The 20,826-nt window shown below is 35.4% G+C and carries 17 protein-coding genes and 1 riboswitch; of the genes, 9 read left to right on the top strand and 8 right to left on the bottom strand.

Translation table 11 applies throughout. From position 1 onward, the window contains the following. A partial coding sequence (locus tag AC1DIT_RS00745; protein ID WP_476998002.1) for a Rossmann-fold NAD(P)-binding domain-containing protein occupies positions 1-220 on the top strand: 220 nt, incomplete at its 5' end. Between the two features lie 72 nt (positions 221-292). Here the strand turns inward: AC1DIT_RS00745 and AC1DIT_RS00740 are convergent. After that, positions 293-1,393, bottom strand: a complete 1,101-nt coding sequence (locus AC1DIT_RS00740) for an ABC transporter ATP-binding protein (RefSeq protein ID WP_016116112.1) — start codon at positions 1,391-1,393, stop codon at positions 293-295. A 277-nt stretch (positions 1,394-1,670) separates the two neighbouring features. Between AC1DIT_RS00740 and AC1DIT_RS00735 the strand changes: the two genes are divergently transcribed. After that, a complete protein-coding gene (locus AC1DIT_RS00735; protein ID WP_016116111.1) occupies positions 1,671-3,347 on the top strand; it encodes a glycoside hydrolase family 13 protein in 1,677 nt (558 codons plus the stop codon). Positions 3,348-3,388: 41 nt separating this feature from the next. Here the strand turns inward: AC1DIT_RS00735 and AC1DIT_RS00730 are convergent, their stop codons facing one another. Next, entirely contained in the window at positions 3,389-5,149 is a 1,761-nt protein-coding gene (locus AC1DIT_RS00730) for an alpha-glycosidase (protein WP_476998001.1), read from the bottom strand. Positions 5,150-5,466: 317 nt separating this feature from the next. Between AC1DIT_RS00730 and AC1DIT_RS00725 the strand changes: the two genes are divergently transcribed. From AC1DIT_RS00725 to malR, 4 genes are all read left to right on the top strand, one after another. Next, entirely contained in the window at positions 5,467-6,726 is a 1,260-nt protein-coding gene (locus tag AC1DIT_RS00725; RefSeq protein ID WP_003199894.1) for a sugar ABC transporter substrate-binding protein, read from the top strand. Positions 6,727-6,803: 77 nt separating this feature from the next. After that, the gene (locus AC1DIT_RS00720; protein WP_016116109.1) at positions 6,804-8,105 is read left to right on the top strand and encodes a sugar ABC transporter permease; all 1,302 of its coding nucleotides are present in this window, start codon (positions 6,804-6,806) and stop codon (positions 8,103-8,105) included. Next, positions 8,106-8,948, top strand: coding sequence for a maltosaccharide ABC transporter permease MalD (malD, locus tag AC1DIT_RS00715; protein WP_016116108.1), 843 nt, complete (start codon positions 8,106-8,108; stop codon positions 8,946-8,948). It begins immediately after the preceding gene. Positions 8,949-9,223: 275 nt separating this feature from the next. Continuing rightward, positions 9,224-10,246 (top strand): maltose operon transcriptional repressor MalR, encoded by a 1,023-nt coding sequence (gene malR, locus AC1DIT_RS00710; protein WP_016116107.1) that lies wholly within the window; start codon positions 9,224-9,226, stop codon positions 10,244-10,246. A 13-nt stretch (positions 10,247-10,259) separates the two neighbouring features. Here malR and AC1DIT_RS00705 read toward each other — a convergent pair whose 3' ends face one another. Beyond that, entirely contained in the window at positions 10,260-11,423 is a 1,164-nt protein-coding gene (locus AC1DIT_RS00705) for an aminotransferase A (protein ID WP_003199898.1), read from the bottom strand. A 101-nt stretch (positions 11,424-11,524) separates the two neighbouring features. Further along, a complete protein-coding gene (locus tag AC1DIT_RS00700; RefSeq protein WP_003199899.1) occupies positions 11,525-11,725 on the bottom strand; it encodes a hypothetical protein in 201 nt (66 codons plus the stop codon). A gap of 310 nt (positions 11,726-12,035) precedes the next feature. Here AC1DIT_RS00700 and AC1DIT_RS00695 point away from each other — a divergent pair, with 310 nt between their 5' ends. Beyond that, positions 12,036-13,310, top strand: coding sequence for a sensor histidine kinase (locus AC1DIT_RS00695; protein WP_016116106.1), 1,275 nt, complete (start codon positions 12,036-12,038; stop codon positions 13,308-13,310). Between the two features lie 298 nt (positions 13,311-13,608). Here AC1DIT_RS00695 and AC1DIT_RS00690 read toward each other — a convergent pair whose 3' ends face one another. After that, entirely contained in the window at positions 13,609-14,352 is a 744-nt protein-coding gene (locus tag AC1DIT_RS00690; protein ID WP_003199901.1) for a DUF3967 domain-containing protein, read from the bottom strand. A gap of 239 nt (positions 14,353-14,591) precedes the next feature. Between AC1DIT_RS00690 and nucA the strand changes: the two genes are divergently transcribed. Both nucA and comJ read left to right on the top strand, forming a co-directional pair. After that, positions 14,592-15,026 carry a DNA-entry nuclease gene (nucA, locus tag AC1DIT_RS00685; RefSeq protein WP_016116105.1) on the top strand — a complete coding sequence of 145 codons (435 nt, stop codon included), beginning with the start codon at positions 14,592-14,594 and terminating at the stop codon, positions 15,024-15,026. A gap of 18 nt (positions 15,027-15,044) precedes the next feature. Continuing rightward, entirely contained in the window at positions 15,045-15,434 is a 390-nt protein-coding gene (gene comJ / locus AC1DIT_RS00680) for a competence protein ComJ (RefSeq protein ID WP_033671489.1), read from the top strand. A gap of 316 nt (positions 15,435-15,750) precedes the next feature. Here the strand turns inward: comJ and metE are convergent, their stop codons facing one another. The 3 genes from metE to AC1DIT_RS00665 all read right to left on the bottom strand — a co-directional run bounded on the left by metE (position 15,751) and on the right by AC1DIT_RS00665 (position 20,816). Beyond that, positions 15,751-18,039 (bottom strand): 5-methyltetrahydropteroyltriglutamate--homocysteine S-methyltransferase, encoded by a 2,289-nt coding sequence (gene metE, locus AC1DIT_RS00675; RefSeq protein WP_016116103.1) that lies wholly within the window; start codon positions 18,037-18,039, stop codon positions 15,751-15,753. Between the two features lie 129 nt (positions 18,040-18,168). After that, positions 18,169-18,357, bottom strand: a riboswitch (cobalamin riboswitch). Positions 18,358-18,630: 273 nt separating this feature from the next. After that, a complete protein-coding gene (locus tag AC1DIT_RS00670) occupies positions 18,631-19,188 on the bottom strand; it encodes a PadR family transcriptional regulator (protein ID WP_476998000.1) in 558 nt (185 codons plus the stop codon). Between the two features lie 92 nt (positions 19,189-19,280). Further along, positions 19,281-20,816 carry an MDR family MFS transporter gene (locus AC1DIT_RS00665; protein WP_016116101.1) on the bottom strand — a complete coding sequence of 512 codons (1,536 nt, stop codon included), beginning with the start codon at positions 20,814-20,816 and terminating at the stop codon, positions 19,281-19,283. Between the last annotated feature and the right edge of the window lie 10 nt (positions 20,817-20,826).

The raw sequence follows: 20,826 nt of genomic DNA, 5'->3' as shown, positions 1-20,826 counted from the left end.
CTTTAATAATGCGGGGTTATATAAAATAGATTCTATTTTCTCGCGCCAACAAGAGAACGATTCCAATGCGCTTTGTATTAATGACGTTTGGATAGAAATAAAACAATTGACGTCATCTTTTATGAAACACCAAGAAGAAGTAATGTTAACGGATTTACCTATTTTCGGTATTATTAGTGCAAAAGAACAGTCATTTCATACAGTAGGAACCCTAGTATAATAGTAGGAAACCGCCCAAAATACATATGTGGACGGTTTTTTGTATCTGTATAACGTAAAGAAAAGCGATACTTTAGCGAATACGTATTTCTGTTTTACTATCAAAGAAATGTGCTTTATTCATATCAAATGCAAGTTTAATTTGGTCACCATGTGCAAAAGTATGTCTTGCATCAACGCGCGCTGCAAAATCTTGATTTCCAAGTTTCGTATATAAAATAGATTCTGCGCCTAATAGTTCTGCAACTTCAATTTGAGTTGTAAATGTTGTCCCTTGTGAAGCCTCTAAAAATAAAAGTTCATCATGAATATCTTCTGGACGAATCCCTAGTACCACTTCTTGATTCACATAACCTTGTTCACGTAACAATTTCATTTTGCCTTCAGATACTTTGATTTTTACCTTATCATCTATAACAAAGTCTTGTTCTGTTAATTTACCACGGAAGAAATTCATTGCAGGTGAGCCAATAAATCCACCAACGAAAATATTTTCTGGTGTTTCATATACTTCTTTTGGTGAGCCAATTTGTTGTATTTTTCCGTCTTTCATAACGACAAGGCGTGATGCCATTGTCATTGCTTCTGTTTGATCATGTGTTACATAAATTGTTGTTGTCCCAAGTCTTTGATGTAGTTTAGAAATTTCTGAGCGCATCGCTACACGTAATTTTGCATCTAGATTTGATAGCGGCTCGTCCATTAAGAAAACTTTTGCATCACGGACAATCGCACGACCTAACGCAACACGTTGTCGTTGTCCGCCAGATAAAGCTTTTGGTTTTCGATTTAAATATTCCTCAAGCCCTAAAATCCGAGCTGCATCCGTCACACGACGATCGATTTCGTCTTTTGGTATTTTACGAAGTTTTAAGCCGAATGCCATATTATCATAAACACTCATATGTGGATAGAGCGCATAGTTTTGGAAGACCATTGCGATATCTCGATCTTTTGGAGGAACATCATTCATTACCTTACCATCAATTGAAAATTCCCCTTTTGAAATATCCTCAAGTCCAGCTACCATTCGTAATGTTGTTGATTTTCCACATCCTGATGGACCAACGAATACGATAAATTCTTTATCTTGAATGTGTAAATTAAAGTCTGTTACTGCTGTTACGTTATTATCATAAATTTTATAAATATTTTCTAACTTTAGTTCTGCCATGATTTTTCCCCCTAGAGAAATTGTGCAAACGTTTTCTTTGTGTTCATTATAAACGAATGTATTTGAAAAATAAATAAAAATGATGCAAAAAAATAAAACGTTTTCATAAATGGAGGGGGAATATTTAATAAATAAAGCCTCTTCTCTGTGAAAATGGGCTAAATTAAAACAGAAAAATGTAAGCGCTGTTTTCATTTGTTTTAAAATCTGTTATCATTCATTAATGAAAACGTTTGCGCCTGGATTTTTCGATTTAAAAATGAAATGAGGTAGCATGATGGAAAAACAATGGTGGAAAGAAAGTGTTGTATATCAAATTTATCCACGTAGCTTTATGGATAGTAATGGTGATGGAATTGGTGACCTTCGCGGAATCATTTCAAAGCTTGATTATTTACAAAACTTAGGTATAGATGTAATTTGGTTATCACCAGTCTATGAATCTCCCAATGATGATAATGGCTATGATATTAGTGATTATCGTAATATTATGGATGAGTTTGGAACAATGAACGATTGGGACGAATTATTAAGTGAAATGCATCAACGTGATATGAAATTAATGATGGATTTAGTTGTTAACCACACTTCTGATGAACATAATTGGTTCATCGAATCTCGTAAGTCAAAAGATAACCCGTATCGAGATTACTATATTTGGCGTCCTGGGAAAGATGGAAAAGAGCCAAATAACTGGGAAGCGGCTTTTAGTGGATCTGCTTGGCAGTATGATGAAGCGACAGATGAATATTATTTACATTTATTCTCTAAAAAGCAACCAGATTTAAATTGGGATAATGAAATAGTGCGAAAAGATGTTTATGAGATGATGGAGTTTTGGCTTGAAAAAGGAATCGATGGTTTTCGTATGGATGTGATTAATTTTATTTCTAAAACAGAGGGATTACCAACTGTGAAAACGGAGAAAGAAGGTTATGTATCAGGCCATCAATACTTTATGAATGGACCAAATATTCATGCATACTTACATGAAATGAATCAGAAAGTATTGTCGAAATACGATATTATGACTGTTGGTGAAATGCCGGGTGTAACAACAGAGGAGGCTAAACTGTATACAGCTGAAGAGCGTCAAGAATTACAAATGGTATTTCAGTTTGAACATATGGATTTAGATTCTGGAAAAGGAGGAAAATGGGACGTAAAGCCATGCTCACTCTTAACGTTAAAGCGTAATTTAACAAAATGGCAGAAAGCGTTGGAACAAACAGGATGGAATAGTTTGTATTGGAACAATCATGACCAGCCCCGTGTTGTCTCACGTTTTGGTAACGATAAAACATACCGCATAGAATCAGCGAAAATGTTAGCGACGGTACTTCATATGATGAAAGGTACTCCTTATATTTACCAAGGAGAAGAAATTGGGATGACAAATGTTCACTTTGATTCGATTGATGAGTACCGAGATATTGAAACGCTGAATATGTACCGTGAAAAAGTAATAGAGCGTGGTGAAGATGAAGAAAAAGTAATGCAATCGATTTATATAAAAGGACGAGATAATGCTAGAACGCCAATGCAATGGGATGATGGAAAGCACGCTGGATTTACAGCTGGAGAACCATGGATTGCATTAAATTCTAATTATAAAGAAATTAATGTGACACAAGCGTTGCAGGATAAAAATTCTATTTTTTATTACTATAAAAAATTAATTGAACTTCGTAAAAAACATGAAATCATTGTGTATGGAACATATGATTTAATTTTTGAAGACCATCCATCTGTTTTTGCTTATATGCGGACATGGAAAGATGAGAAAGTACTTGTCATTGCGAACTTTACTGAGAATGAGTGTGTATTTGAAATGCCAGAAGAGGTAAATTATAATAGTTCAGAATTATTGATACACAATTATGATGTACAAAATGAAACAATTAAGAGTATCGATTTACAGCCATATGAAGCGAGGGTATACAAGTTAAAATAATGAAAAGCCTTGAGTCAGAAATGACACAAGGCTTTTATATTTTACCATTTCAAAATTGAAAATCCATATGGTGGAAGTGCAACCTGTAATGAGTCTGCTTCTGCTGAAAATTCTTCGTTTGTATATAAATTTATAATTTTTTTACCGGCGATATCAAAAGGTATAGGAGCTGAAATCTCTTGGTTTGTTGGATTTAAAACAAAAAATATCGTTTCTTCTCCGTATATTTTCGTATAAGAAATGTAACCTTGTTCATCGTTTGCTTCAATACATTGGAATAATCCATGTCCACCAAATGCTTTATATTGTCTTCGTAATGAAATTAATGTTTGTATATGCTTAAATAATACTGTATCTTGCTTATCTTCATCCCAGACCATACATTTCCGGCACCCAGGATCCATTCCRCCATCCATACCGATTTCATCRCCGTAATAAAYRCAWGGWGAACCGATGAAAGAAAGRTGRAATACATAAAGTAGTTTTACTTTATTTTTATTTCCTTTACAGGTTGTTAAAACTCTCGGTGTATCATGACTGTCTAATAGATGAAAAGCAGCTTCGTTTACGTTCATGGAATAAGAGTGAAGAGAAGCTGTAATTTGTTCCATAAATTCACTTGCCCCAATTGTTTCGTTTGCAAAGTAAGAAAGCAGGGCATTTGTAACAGGATAGCTCATGACGGCATCGAATTGATCACCTTGTAACCATGGCTGAGCATCATGCCAAATCTCTCCTAAAATATAGACTTCAGGGTTAATTGCTTTTATTTCACTACGGAATTCTCTCCAAAAGCTATGATCAACTTCGTTTGCTACATCGAGGCGCCAGCCATCAATGTGAAACTCTCGCACCCAATAACGCCCTACTTTGAGTAAGTATTCTTTTACATCTGGATGGGCTGTATTTAATTTAGGCATATATGGTGTAAAGGCGAAGGTATCGTAGTTCGGAAGTGGCTCTGTTACAATTGGAAATTCGTGAATATGAAACCAGTTGGTATAGCGAGATTGCTTTCCTTTTTTGAGAACATCTTGAAATTTATCAAAGAAATATCCGCTATGATTAAAAACGGCATCTAGCATTACTTTTATACCTCGCTTGTGGCAGGCGTTAACAAGTTTTTTAAAAGTTTCCTTCGTCCCAAATTGCGGATCAATTTCCATGTAATCAATTGTGTCATATTTGTGATTAGAGTGTGCTGTAAAGATGGGAGTGAAGTAAATTCCGGAAATACCAAGCTTTACAAGATAATCAAGGTGCTGGATAACTCCAGCGAAATCTCCGCCAAAAAAGTTAGTAGTTGTTGGATCAATGCTCCCCCAAGGAAGAGTATCTGCTGGATTACATGAAGGATCTCCATTAGCAAAACGTTCTGGGAAAATTTGGTACCACACTGTATCTTTTATCCATGAAGGAGTTCTAGAAACATCCTGTTCATGAATAAATGGAAAGCAAAAAAAGTTGCCAACATCATCATTAGGTGTTTCAGGGAAAAAGCCGCGTTCTGTATAGACGATCGTTTCCGTATTATTTTTTAGTTCAAATCCATATCGTAAGCGCTTAAAGTTCGGTTCGATTGAAACGAACCAATAATCAAATAAATCTGTTGAGCCGCTTTTTTTCATCGGTATGTTTGCTGTGATCCATTTCCCATCTTGCCATTCATAAGGATCGCCATGAATGAGTGAGGCGATATCTACATCATTTTTTTTTGTACGCAATCGAATATGGAGCGTTTTTTCATCGTAAGCGTATGCGTAATTATCTTTCGGTCTATGGTATATTGCTTCTTTAAACATATAGAAAATCCCCCTTTGATATCTCTATAAATAATAATATATTGCAAACGATTGCTTTTTATATAACTTCAATATTGCTTATAAGGGTAGTATTCATTTTACATAAAGTCAATGGATATAAAGAAAGACTTCATAAATTTTTTGAAAAATACATAAAGAAAATATTTGCAAAATATATAAAAGAATGTATAATGATAGACAAATAGCGCAAACGTTTTCATAGATTGGAAGATTGTTTGCGCTTCTATAAAACTTGTAAGTGCAAACGTTTTCATTTTAGTCGATTATTACATATATAACTTAGGGAGGTTTTGAGGGTGAAGAAAGCATTATCATTATTAACAGTTTCAGCTTTGACAATTGGTATGTTATCGGCATGTGGTCCGAAAGATTCAGGGAAAAAGGAAGCGAGTAAAGAGAAGAAAGATTATGACCTTCTTGTTTGGGAAGATCTTAAAAAAGGTCCTGCATTAGAACCAGCGGTAAAGAGCTTTGAAAAGAAATATAACGTGAAAGTAAAAGTGGCTGAAATTCAAATGACGGATCAAACAAAAAAACTACGTCTCGATGGTCCAGCAGGTACAGGTCCTGACGTTGTAACATTACCGCATGATCATATTGGAAATGTTGTTACTGAAGGTTTAATTGATGAAGTAAAAGTTGATGATGCTGTGAAGAGCAAATTTACGGACTTATCTATAGAAGCTCAAACATATAAAGGGAAATTATATGGTTTGCCAAAGGCGATTGAAACACCTGTATTTATTTATAATAAAAAGCTTATGCCAAAGGCACCAGAAACAATGGATGAATTATATAATTTCTCGAAAGATTTCACAAAAGATGGTAAGTACGGATTTTTAGCACTAGGAGATAATTTATATTTTGCAAATGCATTTATGGCTGGTATGGGAGGATATATATTTGGTGAGAAAGATGGAAAACCGAATACAGCCGATATCGGATTAAATAGTAGTGGCGCGGTACAAGGGATGGAATATATTCAAAAATGGTACAAGGAGAACTTGTTCCCAAAAGGTATTATTGGTGAATCTGGTGGGGCAGCTGCAGATGGATTGTTTAATGAAGGAAAAGCTGCATCCATTATGAATGGTCCATGGGCATTTCAAGCTATGGAGAAAAACGGAATTGATTATGGTGTAGCACCGATGCCAAAATTACCAAATGGTCAACCGATGAAAACTTTTGTTGGTGTAAAAGGTTGGCATGTAACAAGCTTTTCAAAAAATAAAGATTTAGCAACGAAATTTGTTGATTGGGTAACAAATGAAGAAAATGCAAAAATTCGTTATGAAAAATCAAAAGAAATTCCGCCTGTAAAATCATTAATGGAAGATCCAATGATTAAAGACAGTGAAGCTGCAAAAGCAATAACGAAACAGGCTGAGACAGGTATTCCAATGCCGAATATTCCAGAAATGCAAGAAGTATGGGAGCCTGCAAGATTTGCATTAGAGTTACTTGCAGCTGGAAAACAAGAACCAAAACCAGCACTTGATGAAGCTGTGAAACAAATTAAAGGAAATATTGAAGCAAACCATAGTAAGCAAAAATAAGACGGAATTCGTATCTCTTATAAAGAAGGGATACGAATTCTCCTCCTTCCAAGGGGAAGAAAAAAGGGGGAAGAAATATGCAAGCATCCATTGAACCAATGCAAGAGGTAAATGGTTCAAAACACCGCAAAACAGCCGCGATGTTGTCAATCATTCCAGGTATAGGTCAAATATACAATAAACAATATGTAAAAGCTCTTATCTTTCTTGTATTAACAGGTTCATTTATCGTAGCATTTGCGGATTTGTTAAATATGGGATTGTGGGGAATTGTTACGCTTGGTACAGAGGTTCCTCGGGATCATTCTATCTTTCTATTAGTAAAAGGTATTTTAGCACTAATTGTTATTGCATTTGGACTAGGAATATATGCTTTTAATTTATATGATGCTTATCAAAATGGGAAAAAACGTGATATAGGAATACCGTTAAATTCTGTGAAAGAACAATACCGTAATTTATTAGATCAAGGTTTTCCATATTTGATGGTTTCTCCAGGATTTCTGTTATTAATTTTTGTAGTTGTGTTTCCAATTATTTTCGTATTCTTAATTGGATTTACAAACTATGATTTATATCATTCACCACCTGCGAAACTAGTAGAGTGGGTTAGTTTTAAAAACTTTGTTGATATTTTCACTTTACCAATGTGGAGAGATACATTTTTAAGCGTATTCTCTTGGACTGTGATTTGGACATTTGTTGCAACGACATTGCAAGTAGCACTTGGTATTTTCTTAGCAATATTAGTGAATCAGCCTGGTATTAAAGGGAAAGCAGTGATTCGTACAATCTTTATTTTACCGTGGGCAGTTCCAGCATTCGTATCCATTCTTGTCTTTGCTGGTATGTTCAATGAATCATTTGGAGCAATTAATAATCAAGTGTTAGCATTATTTGGGATTGAAAAAATTGCTTGGATGACAGATCCGTTTTGGGCAAAAATCGCTTTGATTTTTATTCAAACATGGCTTGGTTTCCCATTTATTTTTGCAATGGCAACAGGAATACTGCAATCGATTCCAGGAGAATTGTATGAAGCAGCTACAGTAGATGGGGCAACTGCATGGCAACAATTTCAAAAAATTACATTGCCGCTTGTTTTGTATGCAACAGCGCCAGTCTTAATTACACAATATACGTTTAACTTTAATAATTTCAGTATTATTTATCTATTTAATGGCGGGGGGCCTGCTGTTTCAGGACAAAATGCAGGTGGAACAGATATTTTAATTTCCTGGATCTATAAATTAACAATGACATCAGCGCAATACGGAAAAGCAGCGGCACTTACGATGATTTTATCGTTAATTGTTATTTCAGTGGCGTTATGGCAATTTAAAAGAACAAAATCATTCCAAGAAGAGGATATGATGTAAATGAATATAAAACGACAGAAGATGTTACGTCTTTCATTAAGTTATTTCGTCATTTTCATAATGTGTGTCATTATTTTCTATCCATTATTATGGATTGTTGGCTCATCGTTTAATCCAGGAGATAGTTTATCAGGATCAAGTATTATTCCGAAAAATGCAACGCTAGATCATTATCGAGACCTACTTAATCTTGATAAGAGTAATTATTTACTTTGGTATAAAAATACACTGAAAGTCAGTGTATTAACGATGATTTTCTCGGTACTATCCATTAGTTTCACTGCTTATGCTTTTTCAAGGTATCGTTTTGTCGGAAGAAAGAATGGATTATTAACGTTTCTAATTCTACAAATGATACCGAACTTCTCAGCGTTAATCGCACTCTATGTATTAGCGCAGTTGACTGGATTAATTGATACACATCTTGCATTAATTTTAATTTATGTCGGTGGAGCAATTCCGATGAATACGTGGCTTATGAAAGGATATTTTGATACGATTCCAAAAGAATTAGATGAGTCGGCTCGTATGGACGGAGCAGGGCACTTCCGTATTTTCTGGCAAATTATTATGCCGCTCGCAAAACCAATTGTGGCAGTTGTAGCTTTATTTACGTTTATCGGTCCGTTTACAGATTTTATTTTAGCAAGCATCATTTTACGCACACCAGAGAATTATACGTTAGCGGTTGGGTTATATGAAATGGTAGCGAAAAAATTTGGTAATGAATTTACAACATTTGCAGCGGGTTCGGTATTAATTGCTATACCGATTTCAATTTTGTTCTTATCATTGCAAAAATATTTTATTTCTGGTTTAACAGCTGGAGGTACGAAAGGATGAAAATGGGACATTATGTCCCATTTCTCTTTTTAGGGAGAATTTCGATTCATATGACATTGTAAGGGGAAAGATGTGAAAAAAATAGTATATTATAGTATAGGAAAATAAGCTTGTATCCCTTACAATACATGAAGAGGGAGAATATTAGTTTACATTAATATAATTTTTTGAGGAATGAAATAAAGTAATGGCGGCTTTCGTTTTCTCCTACTACCTGTAGAACTGCAGGATAAAAATAGATATGAATGAAGAATTAGAAGAGAGGAGGAGATTTTATGACAGTTACAATTAAAGATGTAGCGAAAAAGGCAAATGTTGCACCTTCCACTGTGTCTCGTGTAATTGCTGATAATCCAAGTATAAGTGAAAAAACAAAGCGCCGTGTCCGTAAAGTAATGAGCGAACTAGGGTATCATCCAAATTTAAATGCGAGAAGCCTTGCGAATCAAACAACAAAAACAATCGGTCTTGTTATGCCGAGTTCTGCAAGTAAAGCATTTCAAAATCCATTTTTCCCAGAAGTAATTCGAGGGATTAGCTCGTTTGCACATGTCGAAGGTTATGCGTTGTATATGTCAACTGGTGAAACAGAAGAGGAGATTTTTAATGGCGTTGTGAAGATGGTACAGGGTCGTCAAATCGGCGGAATTATTCTTCTTTATTCACGTGAGAACGATCGTATTATTCAATATTTACATGAACAAAATTTCCCATTTGTTTTAATTGGAAAACCATACGAAAGAAAAGATGAAATTACATATGTAGATAATGATAACTATACAGCTGCAAGAGAAGTAGCGGAATACTTAATTTCACTTGGACATAAACAGATAGCGTTTATTGGCGGTGGTTCTGATTTACTTGTTACGAAAGATCGTTTAGCTGGAATGAGCGATGCTTTAAAACTAGCTGACATTATGTTGCCAGATGAATATATTTTACATTTTGATTTTTCAAGAGAGGGTGGTCAGCAGGCTGTAGAAGAGTTAATGGGACTTGAAAAGCCGCCGACGGCAATTATGGCAACAGATGATTTAATCGGTCTTGGGGTGTTAAGTGCGCTTGCCAAAAAAGGGCTTGCCGTACCAAAAGATGTTTCAATCGTGAGCTTTAATAATGCTTTATTATCYGAAATTGCGAGCCCACCGCTTACAACTGTTGATGTAAATATTTATCAATTAGGGTATGAGGCTGCAAAAGCGTTAGTTGATAAGGTGGAGCATTCCGAATCCACTTCAAAATGCATTATTATTCCGCATAAATTACTGAAGCGCCAAACTTGTGATCATGATGCGTAAAAAGCTAAGAGTGTTATCTCTTAGCTTTTTGTTTTAAAAATTCTTCTAAACGATCGCAGCCTTCTTTTAGTGTTTCCATACTATAAGCGTATGAAAGACGAATATACCCTTCACCATACTCTGAAAATGCTGTTCCCGGAACAACAGCGAGTCTAGCTTCTTTAACAAGATCAATGGCAAAATCAAATGATGAGGATGTAAGATTTCCAACGTATGGGAATAAATAAAAGGCACCAGTTGGCTTCTCAACAGTTAAGCCCATTTGAATCAGTCTGTTGTATACGTAATCACGGCGTTTTTTATATTGATGACGCATCATTCGCGGTGCATCTTTTGCTGCTGTTAACGCTTCGATTGCAGCGTATTGTGCGATTGAAGTTGCACATGTAACGTTGTATTGATGAACTTTCAAAATATGCCCTGCTAAATAGCTTGGAGCAAATAAAAGACCGATGCGCCAGCCTGTCATTGAATGTGATTTTGATAGTCCATTAATGACGATTGTTTTATCACGCATTTCTGGAAAATGAGCGATGGATGTATGACTATCTTCATATACAAGCTCGCTATAAATTTCATCAGAAAGAACGAAAATGTTTTTATCTTTTAAAACAGATACAATATCTGTTAGTTCTTCTTTTGACAGTGTAACACCAGTCGGATTAGAAGGATAAGGTAAAACGATGCATCTTGTTTGATCTGTAATTGCATTTTGAATCGCTTCTGCTGTTAATCGAAATCCAGTTTCACGAACATCTACAAACACAGGGATTGCCCCGCACAGTCTAATAATGGGTTCATAGCCTGGATAAATAGGAGCTGGTAAAATAACTTCTGTTCCAGGTTCTAAAATAGTACGAAATGTAACATCGATCGCTTCACTAGCACCGATTGTAACGATGGTTTCGTTTTCAGGTGAATAGTGTAAATCGTAATTTTCCTTTAGAAAATGACAAGCTGCATTGCGTAATTCTAATAGGCCGGCGTTGTGTGTATAGCTCGTATAGTTTTCTGTAATCGCTCGTTTAGCAGCTTCTTTGACTAAAGAAGGAGTTGGAAAATCAGGTTGTCCAATTGTTAAAGAAATGAGATTATCATAGTTTTGAATCATATTAGAGAATTGACGAATACCAGAAATTTGGATATCCTTCACTCTAGGATTAATGAATTGTTCCATTTTGTCTCCCTTTCTTCCGCTTACAAAATTTCTTTTATTTTATCATAAATTTTATATTTTCGCTTTGGAGCGCAAAAAAAAAAGCCGCTTAAAGCGACTTTTTAATACCCATATTCCCAATCTATTTCATCTTCATTCCAAAGAACTGAAGACACTTTTCCAAGGTGTACCACAGATTCATTCACAGCGCATGTGCAATTTTCTTCCCCAGCTTTGTCTTGCAATTCTTCGTATACTGATTTATCCACATTTTCGAGAACGACCAAATTCTCCTCTTTTAAAACAAGCGTAGTTCCTGTCATAGTTATCATCCTCCTACTAAAATAATAATCACTTCTTTGTACACGTAGATAGTATGGATTATATGCTGTATGTTATTATAGTTGTCTGTTTATTGGACTATGTTTTATTTTATTTGTTAACCCGTATTCATTGTATACTGCATCATGGTAGTTTGGTACAGGGTTTACAATCATTTCGGAAAGTTGTAACATTTCTTAACGTTTATTCACAAATAATTTACAAATATGTTAAGAAAAATCTAAATTTTAAAACAAAAGCAACTGTAAAATGATATAATCATATCAAAATACATATAGGGGATGAGAGGCTATGGAGCTAATTCGTGACTTAATGATCCAAGTCGCGATCATTATTTTGCCACTGTTTTTATATGAAGCGATTCGTCTAAACCGTTATCAAGATATGCTTCCAAAGCCCAATCGCTATTTTATTATGTTCTTATCTAGTATTACGCTTGTTCTCTCTATGACGTATCCGATTTGTTTTGTCGATGTTTGTAGTTACAATTTCCATGCGATTCCGATTATGAGTGCTTTTTTGTATGGTGGGATTGTAGGGATTATCCCAGCTTGTATTTTTATTGTATACGAATGGTTTTTGAATGGTTTACAGTGGTTTCGGGTAATAGAAGTTTTATGTCTTGCAATCATTCCTTTCCTGCTATCAAAAAAGTGGCCTGTTTTTCCGAGAGAAAAAAAACTTATTGTGGCCCTTATTATTTCATCTTTGTATGTTCTTGTCGGTTTAGTGTGTAGTATGTTTGGGATTTTACTGAGAGTAGGCTTTACGCCACCTATGTCGCATTTATATAGTGGATACATATTTGCTTCCTTTATTATGGTTATGACAATGGTATTTCAAGTGTATTTAACAGAGTATTTAAATGAAAATGCATTGTTACGTACAGAAATGCAAAAATCTGAAAAGTTAAACATTGTAAGCGAGCTAGCGGCAAGTGTAGCACATGAGGTGCGAAATCCCCTCACAGTTGTTCGGGGGTTTATTCAGCTATTAGAAAGTACAGAAGATATGAAGAATAAGGACTATATGCGTCTTGTACTAGCTGAGCTTGATCGAGCCGAACAAATTATTTCGGATTACTTAAATTTAGCTAGGCCGCAAATTGAAAAAAAGGAACATATATGTTTATCAGCGCAGCTCATAGAAATGACTACTTTAATGTCTTCATTTGCAGCTATGCAAGGCGTTTATTTACAAGTTGAAATTTCTGAGAACCTTTATACAATTGGTGATAAGACAAAGTTAAAGCAAGCAATTATGAACATCGTTAAAAATGGAATTGAAGCGATTCAAGAAAACAAAGGGTATTTAAAAGTAACCGCCATTCAAAAAGATGATGTGATTATAGTGCGAGTAAAAGATAGTGGCGTTGGAATGACGAAAGAACAGCTAGCAAGGCTTGGACAACCGTATTATTCATTAAAAGAAAAAGGAACGGGCCTAGGGCTTATGGTTACCTTTAGTATTTTACAAGCACATAATGGTATGCTGGAATATAAAAGCGAGAGTGGAAAAGGAACGGAAGCAATTATTACATTACCAGCAGTTAGAAATAAGGAATAAAAGTYACCGATATAAGGTAACTTTTTTATTTATCTATATAAATTCAAGTTGAAAAAACGACATAAACTCCTTCATTTTAGTTGGGAGAGAGGATCCAGCCATGCATAGAAGCAGTCAGAGCCTTTTCCTGCCCCATGCCAAATAAAAATAGAAAGAGAAAACAACTAACGGTTACTTTTTCTGCTTCGCGTGAGCGACTTATATGTCGAAAAACTAAAATAGATTTATATACGTGAAAATGAAAGGCTTATAAAGCTTCTACCTTGGATGATGAAAAGYTAACGATGAAGGTTTTCTTTTATTCATTTGTTTTTTCTGGTTTGACTCGAATAAATAAATTTTTAAATGATTGAAATAAGCTTTGCTCCTTTGAGGCGGCGATTAGTCGTTTTGTTTCTTGAATTTCACGAATGACTTGCATAAGCTGTGCATCTCGATTGTTGTCTTTATTGTAAACGTGATTGACAAGCTTGTTCATTTTTTCTTCTTGCTTTGATTCACGCTTATACATATGATTCATCAATAAGTCCATTTTTTCTTTTTGTAGGGCATCTGTTTGAGCTGCGTGATCAATAAGCTCTTGCAGCATTTCTTCTTGTGTACCTTCTTTTACATAAACTTGTTGCATTAATTCATCTAGTTTTTCATCTTTTAAGCGGTTTTGTGTAATTAAGGTAGAGTTTTGATGAATAATTGCTTCGTTTAATTGGGCGAGCATCTCAAGTTTTAACATGAATTCTTCAAAGTTTCGGTCTTCTTCTTTCGCATGTACTTCTTGATTTTGTTTTAACATCGGTACAGGTGGACTGTCTTTTTCTTTTAAAATGATAGGAATTGTTTCTGTAATATCTTCTTGCAGTGTGGCTGCTCGTTCGTGAATTGATTTTAAAAGCTTCATATCATCCATTTTATATATACGAGCATCAGCGGTTTTTGCAATCATATAACCATGTTGTTCTAAAAGTTGACTATATTTTCGAACTATGTGTTTCGGGATTCCTGTTTTATTTGTAACATCCTTCGTTTTATATGTCGCCTCCATAACATTTCCTCCCCAAAAAGTATCGTATATACAAATTCCATCTTTTATTTAGACTTCCTTTGAAAAAGAATGTCGGAAGTCTAGAAGTTTTCTACATGATTAGCAAAAAGTTGCATAAAAATGAATGTTTTTGGCGTAAAGGGGAGGAAGGGATAAAATAATGTCTGAAAACATATATGGAGGAAGTTTGTTATAATAGCCTAGGAAAAGAAATTGGGTCGAAAAACGGAGGTACATATATGAAACAATTAAAAGGCATTATCATTTCAATTATTGCTATTCTTTCTATTTTAGTTGCTGTCTATGAAGCGTTTATACCAGCAGAACCAAAGAGTAAGAAAGAAGTTACATATGATCAAGTTCTAGAATTTCCAAAAGAACGTTATCCAGAGACGGGGAAACATATTGCAGATGCGATTAAAGAAGGGCATTCTAAAGTATGTACGATTGATAGAAGTGGTGCAGCTGATAGAAGAAAGTTGTCTCTAGCTCCATATCCAGCAAAAAAAGGGTACGATCGTGATGAATGGCCAATGGCAATGTGCAAAGAAGGTGGAAAAGATGCGCATATTGAATATATTAACCCTGCTGATAATAGAGGCGCAGGTTCATGGGTGGGAAATAAGCTAGATAAGTACCCAGATGGGACACGTGTGAAGTTTGAGGTTAAGTAGTAGAAGGGAATGGTGCTTGTGGAATTAACAATTTCCTACTCACAATTAATCGTGATGAATTATGATGGGGAACAGCCTTATGTAGACTGGACGAATGAAGATTTTGAGAGAGGATACGCTGAAGCAGAAGGAGTAATTATTTTTGAGGCACTTTCTGATTATACGTGTGAAATCAAAGCAACAGTTGGGAAGCGTATTGAGAAAGAAGAGACAATGAGAACGATATCAGTCCCTTTTAGGGTGGGGGACGAAGGAGTTTTTGTAAGGAGTATTTTTTCTGACAAATTTCCTATTTCAATTCCAAAAGGTGATTATCTGTTGGTACTACAAGCAATACCGCTTGAGGAACCAACAGATGATGAATTGTACAAGATACAATATGAATTGTTTTTTGAAGAGAAAGAGTAAAAAAAGCTACGGTATCGTGGCTTTTTCTTTTAAACTTCGTTACAATGAAGAACGGAAGAAGGTGTAAATATACGCCAAGTTTGCGGCGTAATCTTATCGTTTATTGGATCGGCTGCTTTTCAAAATCGTGCGGATTAAGTTTGGTTATTCTATTTATGTCTCTTTATATAGAAGAACTAGGAATTGATGATGTGAATAAATTAGCGTAATTGTCAGGAAGTTCATTTTATTTTTATTTGTACCACCTTGTTATTGGCGATGAACGCTAGTTGAAATATAGAATAAGGGTATCCTTTTAAAGGACACCCTTATTTCCTTATGCGTTTGTTTTTAGAAGAGAGCGGGCCTCTTTAGCAGCTTGAACCATATGCTCTAAAGCAGGTATAACTTCTTCTGTTCTTCTTGTTTTTAAACCACAGTCTGGGTTAATCCAGAAGTATTTTGGATCACATACTTTTAAGGATTGTTCTACAATTGTATACATTTCATTTTTACTTGGAACACGAGGGCTATGAATATCATAAACTCCTAAACCGATCCCTTTTTCATATGTTGTATGTTCTAATGTATGAATAAATTCGCCATGACTTCTTGATGTTTCGATAGAAATAACATCGGCATCTAATGCACGAATTGCATCTACGATATCTTCGAAGTTACTGTAACACATATGTGTGTGAATTTGTGTTTCATTCGCTACAGAAGAAGTTGCTAGAAGGAATGATTGAACAGCCCATGTAATATATGCGTTCCAATCTTTTTCTTTTAGCGGCATTCCTTCGCGAAGTGCTGGTTCATCGACTTGAATAACACGGATACCGGAAGATTCAAGCAATTTAATTTCATGACGAAGTGCTAATGCGATTTGGTAAGAAACTTCTTTTCGTGAAATATCATTCCGAACGAATGACCAGTTTAGAATGGTCACAGGACCTGTTAACATGCCTTTTACAACTTTATCTGTAAGGCCCTGGGCATATGCGGTTTCTTTAATTGTCATCCCATTAATAAAGGCAACATCACCATAGATTACAGGTGGTTTTACACAGCGAGAACCGTATGATTGAACCCAACCATTCTTAGTGAAAGAGAAACCAGCAAGTCTTTCGCCAAAGTATTCTACCATATCAGTTCGCTCAAATTCACCATGAACGAGCACATCAAGGCCGATTTCTTCTTGATATCGAATCCATTTTTCAGTTTCTTTTTCAATAAATTGTTCATATTGTTCATTTGTAATGTCACCGCTTCGCCATTGTTTACGCGTTTGACGAACTTCAGTAGTTTGCGGGAAGCTACCGATTGTTGTTGTTGGAAGTAGCGGTAACTGTAATGCTTCTTGTTGCAAAGCATAACGTTGTTCAAATGGAAGAGGACGAGAGAAATCCTCTTCTTTAAGGGTTGCTCTTGCTGTTTGTACATCTTCACGATTACGTGCAGCTGAAGATCGAATTGCTTCATGAGCGCTACGGTAAGTAGCTAATTCCGTACTAACACTTTCTGCACCCTCAGAAAGCGCGCGTTTAATAAGTGTAAGTTCTTCTAGTTTTTGATTTGCAAATGCAAGGGCATCAAATAGTTCTGTTGATAAGTGTGTTTCTTCCGTTTTATCAATTGGAGTATGTAATAAGCTACATGAAGGCTGAACGATCCATTCTTTCGGTGTAATGTGATCTTGTAATGTTTTAAATAAAGAAAGGACTTCGTCAAGATCAGCTCTCCAAATGTTACGGCCATCTATACAACCGACTGCTAAAATTTTATCGGATGGGAATCCATACTCTAAAACTGTGTTTACATTACCTTCTTTACCGTGAACAAAGTCCAATCCAATGCCGGATACAGGAAATGTAATAATTTCTTCATAGTTCTCTTCTACACTATCAAAATAAGTTTGTAAGACAAGAGTTGCATTTGGAACGCTTTTACGAATTGTCGCGTAAAGTTCTTTCGCCTCTGCTATTTCTTCTTTTGTTAAAGATGCAAAAATTGGTTCATCAATTTGGATGAGTTTTGCACCAGCTTCGTGTAATTCAGTTAATAGCTGTACATAAGGAGCAACTAGTTGATTTAAAATAGTAGCAAATTGCTCTTGTTTATATCCTTTTGCTAATTTTAAGAATGTATAAGGTCCTAATATAACTGGTTTTCCATCAACGCCTAATTCTTGTTTTGCTTCTTCGTATAAGCGAAGTGGTCGATTGTCTTTTAAAGAAATCTCCAATCCTTCTTCATATTCTGGAACAATATAATGATAGTTTGTGTTAAACCATTTTGTCATTTCGGAAGCAACGTGATCTTTAGAGCCACGTGCCATTGCAAAATATACATCAAGATAAGAAGTGAACTCTGAAAAACGAGATGGAATAAAGCCAAGCATGTAGGCTGTGTCCAGCACATGATCATAATATGTAAAGTCGCCAATTGGAACTAAATTGATTCCTTTTTCTTGCTGAGCTTTCACATGTTGAAGACGAATTTCTTTCATTGTTGTTGAAAATTGCTGCTCATCAATCTTATTTGACCAAAAAGCTTCCAACGTTTTTTTCCATTCTCGGTGTAATCCAATTCGTGGATACCCTAAATTACTTGTTTGAATTGCCATTTAAAATTCCTCCCTAATTGAAAGTAAGCATTTCCGTTTACTCGGAAATACATGTAACGAAAAGTATAAAGGTACAGAAAATAGCCCTCTCTTCTCGTTCATAACACCTAATCATCATCCGTGAGTCTATCAGTGTTGTTAAAATAGGCAGGTCTCTTGGCTTATGCTTCATATGACTTCTTTCACCTTCCCGTTTTCACAGTGGTATAGAAAAGAAGTCTCTGCACTTACAGTGGCGGGACCGCGTTGGAATTTCACCAAACTTCCCTTTTCAACACGAACTCAGAAATGTCGTGTACCTATTTTCCTTTTGAAAGGAATTTAACAAGCGAATATGATATTGAAACAAATTCTAACATAATTTTTTGAATTTTGTCTACTGTTTTAAAATAAGAATATTCATAAAATCATGACTTTCATCATTATGAAAATTATGATTTTATAAATGGGATGGAATCAAAGGTTCTATGTTTGTTTTCAACATGAATGATGAGGATTTATGTCTAAATAAGAGAGAAGAAATAATAAAGAGCATAAGGCGGTGGATGGTAGGGAGAATGATCAGTGAGGAAAATCCCCACTGATCAAGTGTCAATTTACATTCATTCCTATTTCTGAAAGGCGACCAGCACTTGCATCTTTATGGAGTTCATTTAACCAACGTAATTCAACAGTAATATGTTCAATAACACTGTTGAAAATATAAAGCTGTGCACGCGGAACATTTTCCTTGCTATGTTCGTATATGGATTGCATCGTATGTAAATATTGAATCGTGTCATCTCTCTTTTTTTCTAAAATAGGAATGATTGTTTTTTCATCACCAAAATGAGAGAAGGATAGTGCTGAATAGATTGGTTTATATATTTGGTTTTTTGCMTCGAATTGCTTTAAAAGCAGTGTATGGAAAAGTTCTCTTCCAGTTTCAGTTATATGGAAAATTGTCTTATCTGGTCGATTTGTATCTCGTACAACATTTGTAACCGCAATTGCCCCGTGTTTCTCCAATTGTTCAAAGGCGTAATAGAGGGATCCTTTTGCGTATTTAATATAACAATTCATTTGTCGTTCTTTCATTATGTGCTGCACTTCATATGGATGTTTATCTCCTTCGAGTAGCAAGCCGAGAATGACTAATTTCATGCTCACGCTGTCTCAACTCCTGTAATATAAACTTTATACATATTATAAACGGTATATCTCTTTATCGAAAGAGATATACCGTTTCATTTTGGCGTGTATTAACTTACTTGTTTCTGTTTTTTCTTTGTTCCCGTTAAGAGACGTTCTTTACCCATCAGTATAATACAGATAATACTTAGAACAGCTGGGATAAGCGCCCAGAAAAATGTATCGGCAATAGATGTCCCAAGTGCTTGTTTAATTCCATCCAATATTTGAGGTGGAATTTTTTCAGTAGCATGTGGTGACAATAAAAAGCTTGTGTCTCCACCTTTTGGTACCATTTTTGCTAATTCTGGAGGGAAAACAGCTTTTAATTTATCAGTGAAAATCTGATTTTGAATTGTACCGAAAATTGTCACACCAAGAGTCATTCCAAGAGAACGGAAGAAAGAGTTTGTTGATGTAGCAGAGCCGCGATCTCTCATTTCTAAATTGTGAATAGAAGACATACTTAAAACAGAGAATGAGAAGCCAACTCCAAGCCCAGTTAGAATCATAAAGATTGTTACGAGTGTCCGTGATGTTTCTAGTGTTAATGTGCCAAGTGAATAAATCCCAAGTACAAAGAAAATTCCAGATACGATCATAATGTTACGGTAACTTGTTCGAGACGCCAATTGTCCACCTACTTGACTTCCGACTACAGAACCGACCATCATTGGTGTTAAAATTAATCCTGCATTAGATGCTGAACCGCCAAGAACGCCTTGGACAAAGATTGGAATGTAAACTGTACAAATAATAAAAGTTGCTCCATAGAAAAAGGCAACACCTTGGCTCGCTGCAAATAAACGCTTTTTAAATAAATGGAAAGAAATAATTGGCTCTGTTGCTCGTCTTTCTACGAAGAAGAAGATAATAAGCATAATAGCAAAAGTAGCAAATAAGCCAAGAATCATATTAGAATTCCAAGCATATTCCTTACCACCAAGTTCTAGAGCAAACATTAAGCAAACAATGCTTATTACAAGTGTAATGGCACCAGTCCAATCGATTTTTTGTTTTCTATATTGTAGAGATTCTTTGTAGTACTTCGAGATGAAGAAGAAGGAAATAAGCCCTAATGGAATATTGATATAAAAGACCCAGTGCCAACTTATATAATCAGTAATATAAGCACCTAATAAAGGACCGAATACGCTTGATGTTCCAAAAACTGCTCCAAATAGTCCAGTCATTTTCCCTCGTTTTTCCGGCGGGAATATATCATACATGATTGTGAATGCAATTGGCATTAAAGCGCCGCCACCAATTCCTTGAATCGCTCTATAGATACTTAACTGTTCAATACTTGCTGCTGTACCGCAAAGAATAGAACCAAGCAAAAAGAGAAGCAACCCACCGATATAAAAACGTTTACGTCCATACATATCAGATAACTTCCCGAAAATCGGCATCCCTGCCATTGTTGCTACCATATAAGCTGATGTGACCCAAACAAATTTATCAAATCCTCCTAGGTCTCCAACAATTGTCGCCATGGCAGTGGCAACGATTGTATTATCCATTGCTGCCATTAAAATACCAAGTAACAATCCAGCAACAACAAACTTTGTTTTACTTACTTTGTTTTGAGATGCTTGTTCTTGCAAACATATTCCT

The organism is Bacillus sp. 05T22 (assembly GCF_056396765.1).
This window is presented reverse-complemented; position numbering and strand designations above follow the sequence as displayed.

Excerpts from the sequence above, each read along its gene's own strand:
- AC1DIT_RS00740 (WP_016116112.1), bottom strand. The coding sequence starts at position 1,393 with ATGGCAGAACTAAAGTTAGAAAATATTTATAAAATTTATGATAATAAC.
- AC1DIT_RS00735 (WP_016116111.1), top strand. The coding sequence starts at position 1,671 with ATGGAAAAACAATGGTGGAAAGAAAGTGTTGTATATCAAATTTATCCA.
- AC1DIT_RS00720 (WP_016116109.1), top strand. The coding sequence starts at position 6,804 with ATGCAAGCATCCATTGAACCAATGCAAGAGGTAAATGGTTCAAAACAC.
- malD (WP_016116108.1), top strand. The coding sequence starts at position 8,106 with ATGAATATAAAACGACAGAAGATGTTACGTCTTTCATTAAGTTATTTC.
- AC1DIT_RS00705 (WP_003199898.1), bottom strand. The coding sequence starts at position 11,423 with ATGGAACAATTCATTAATCCTAGAGTGAAGGATATCCAAATTTCTGGT.
- AC1DIT_RS00700 (WP_003199899.1), bottom strand. The coding sequence starts at position 11,725 with ATGACAGGAACTACGCTTGTTTTAAAAGAGGAGAATTTGGTCGTTCTC.
- AC1DIT_RS00695 (WP_016116106.1), top strand. The coding sequence starts at position 12,036 with ATGGAGCTAATTCGTGACTTAATGATCCAAGTCGCGATCATTATTTTG.
- AC1DIT_RS00690 (WP_003199901.1), bottom strand. The coding sequence starts at position 14,352 with ATGGAGGCGACATATAAAACGAAGGATGTTACAAATAAAACAGGAATC.
- nucA (WP_016116105.1), top strand. The coding sequence starts at position 14,592 with ATGAAACAATTAAAAGGCATTATCATTTCAATTATTGCTATTCTTTCT.
- metE (WP_016116103.1), bottom strand. The coding sequence starts at position 18,039 with ATGGCAATTCAAACAAGTAATTTAGGGTATCCACGAATTGGATTACAC.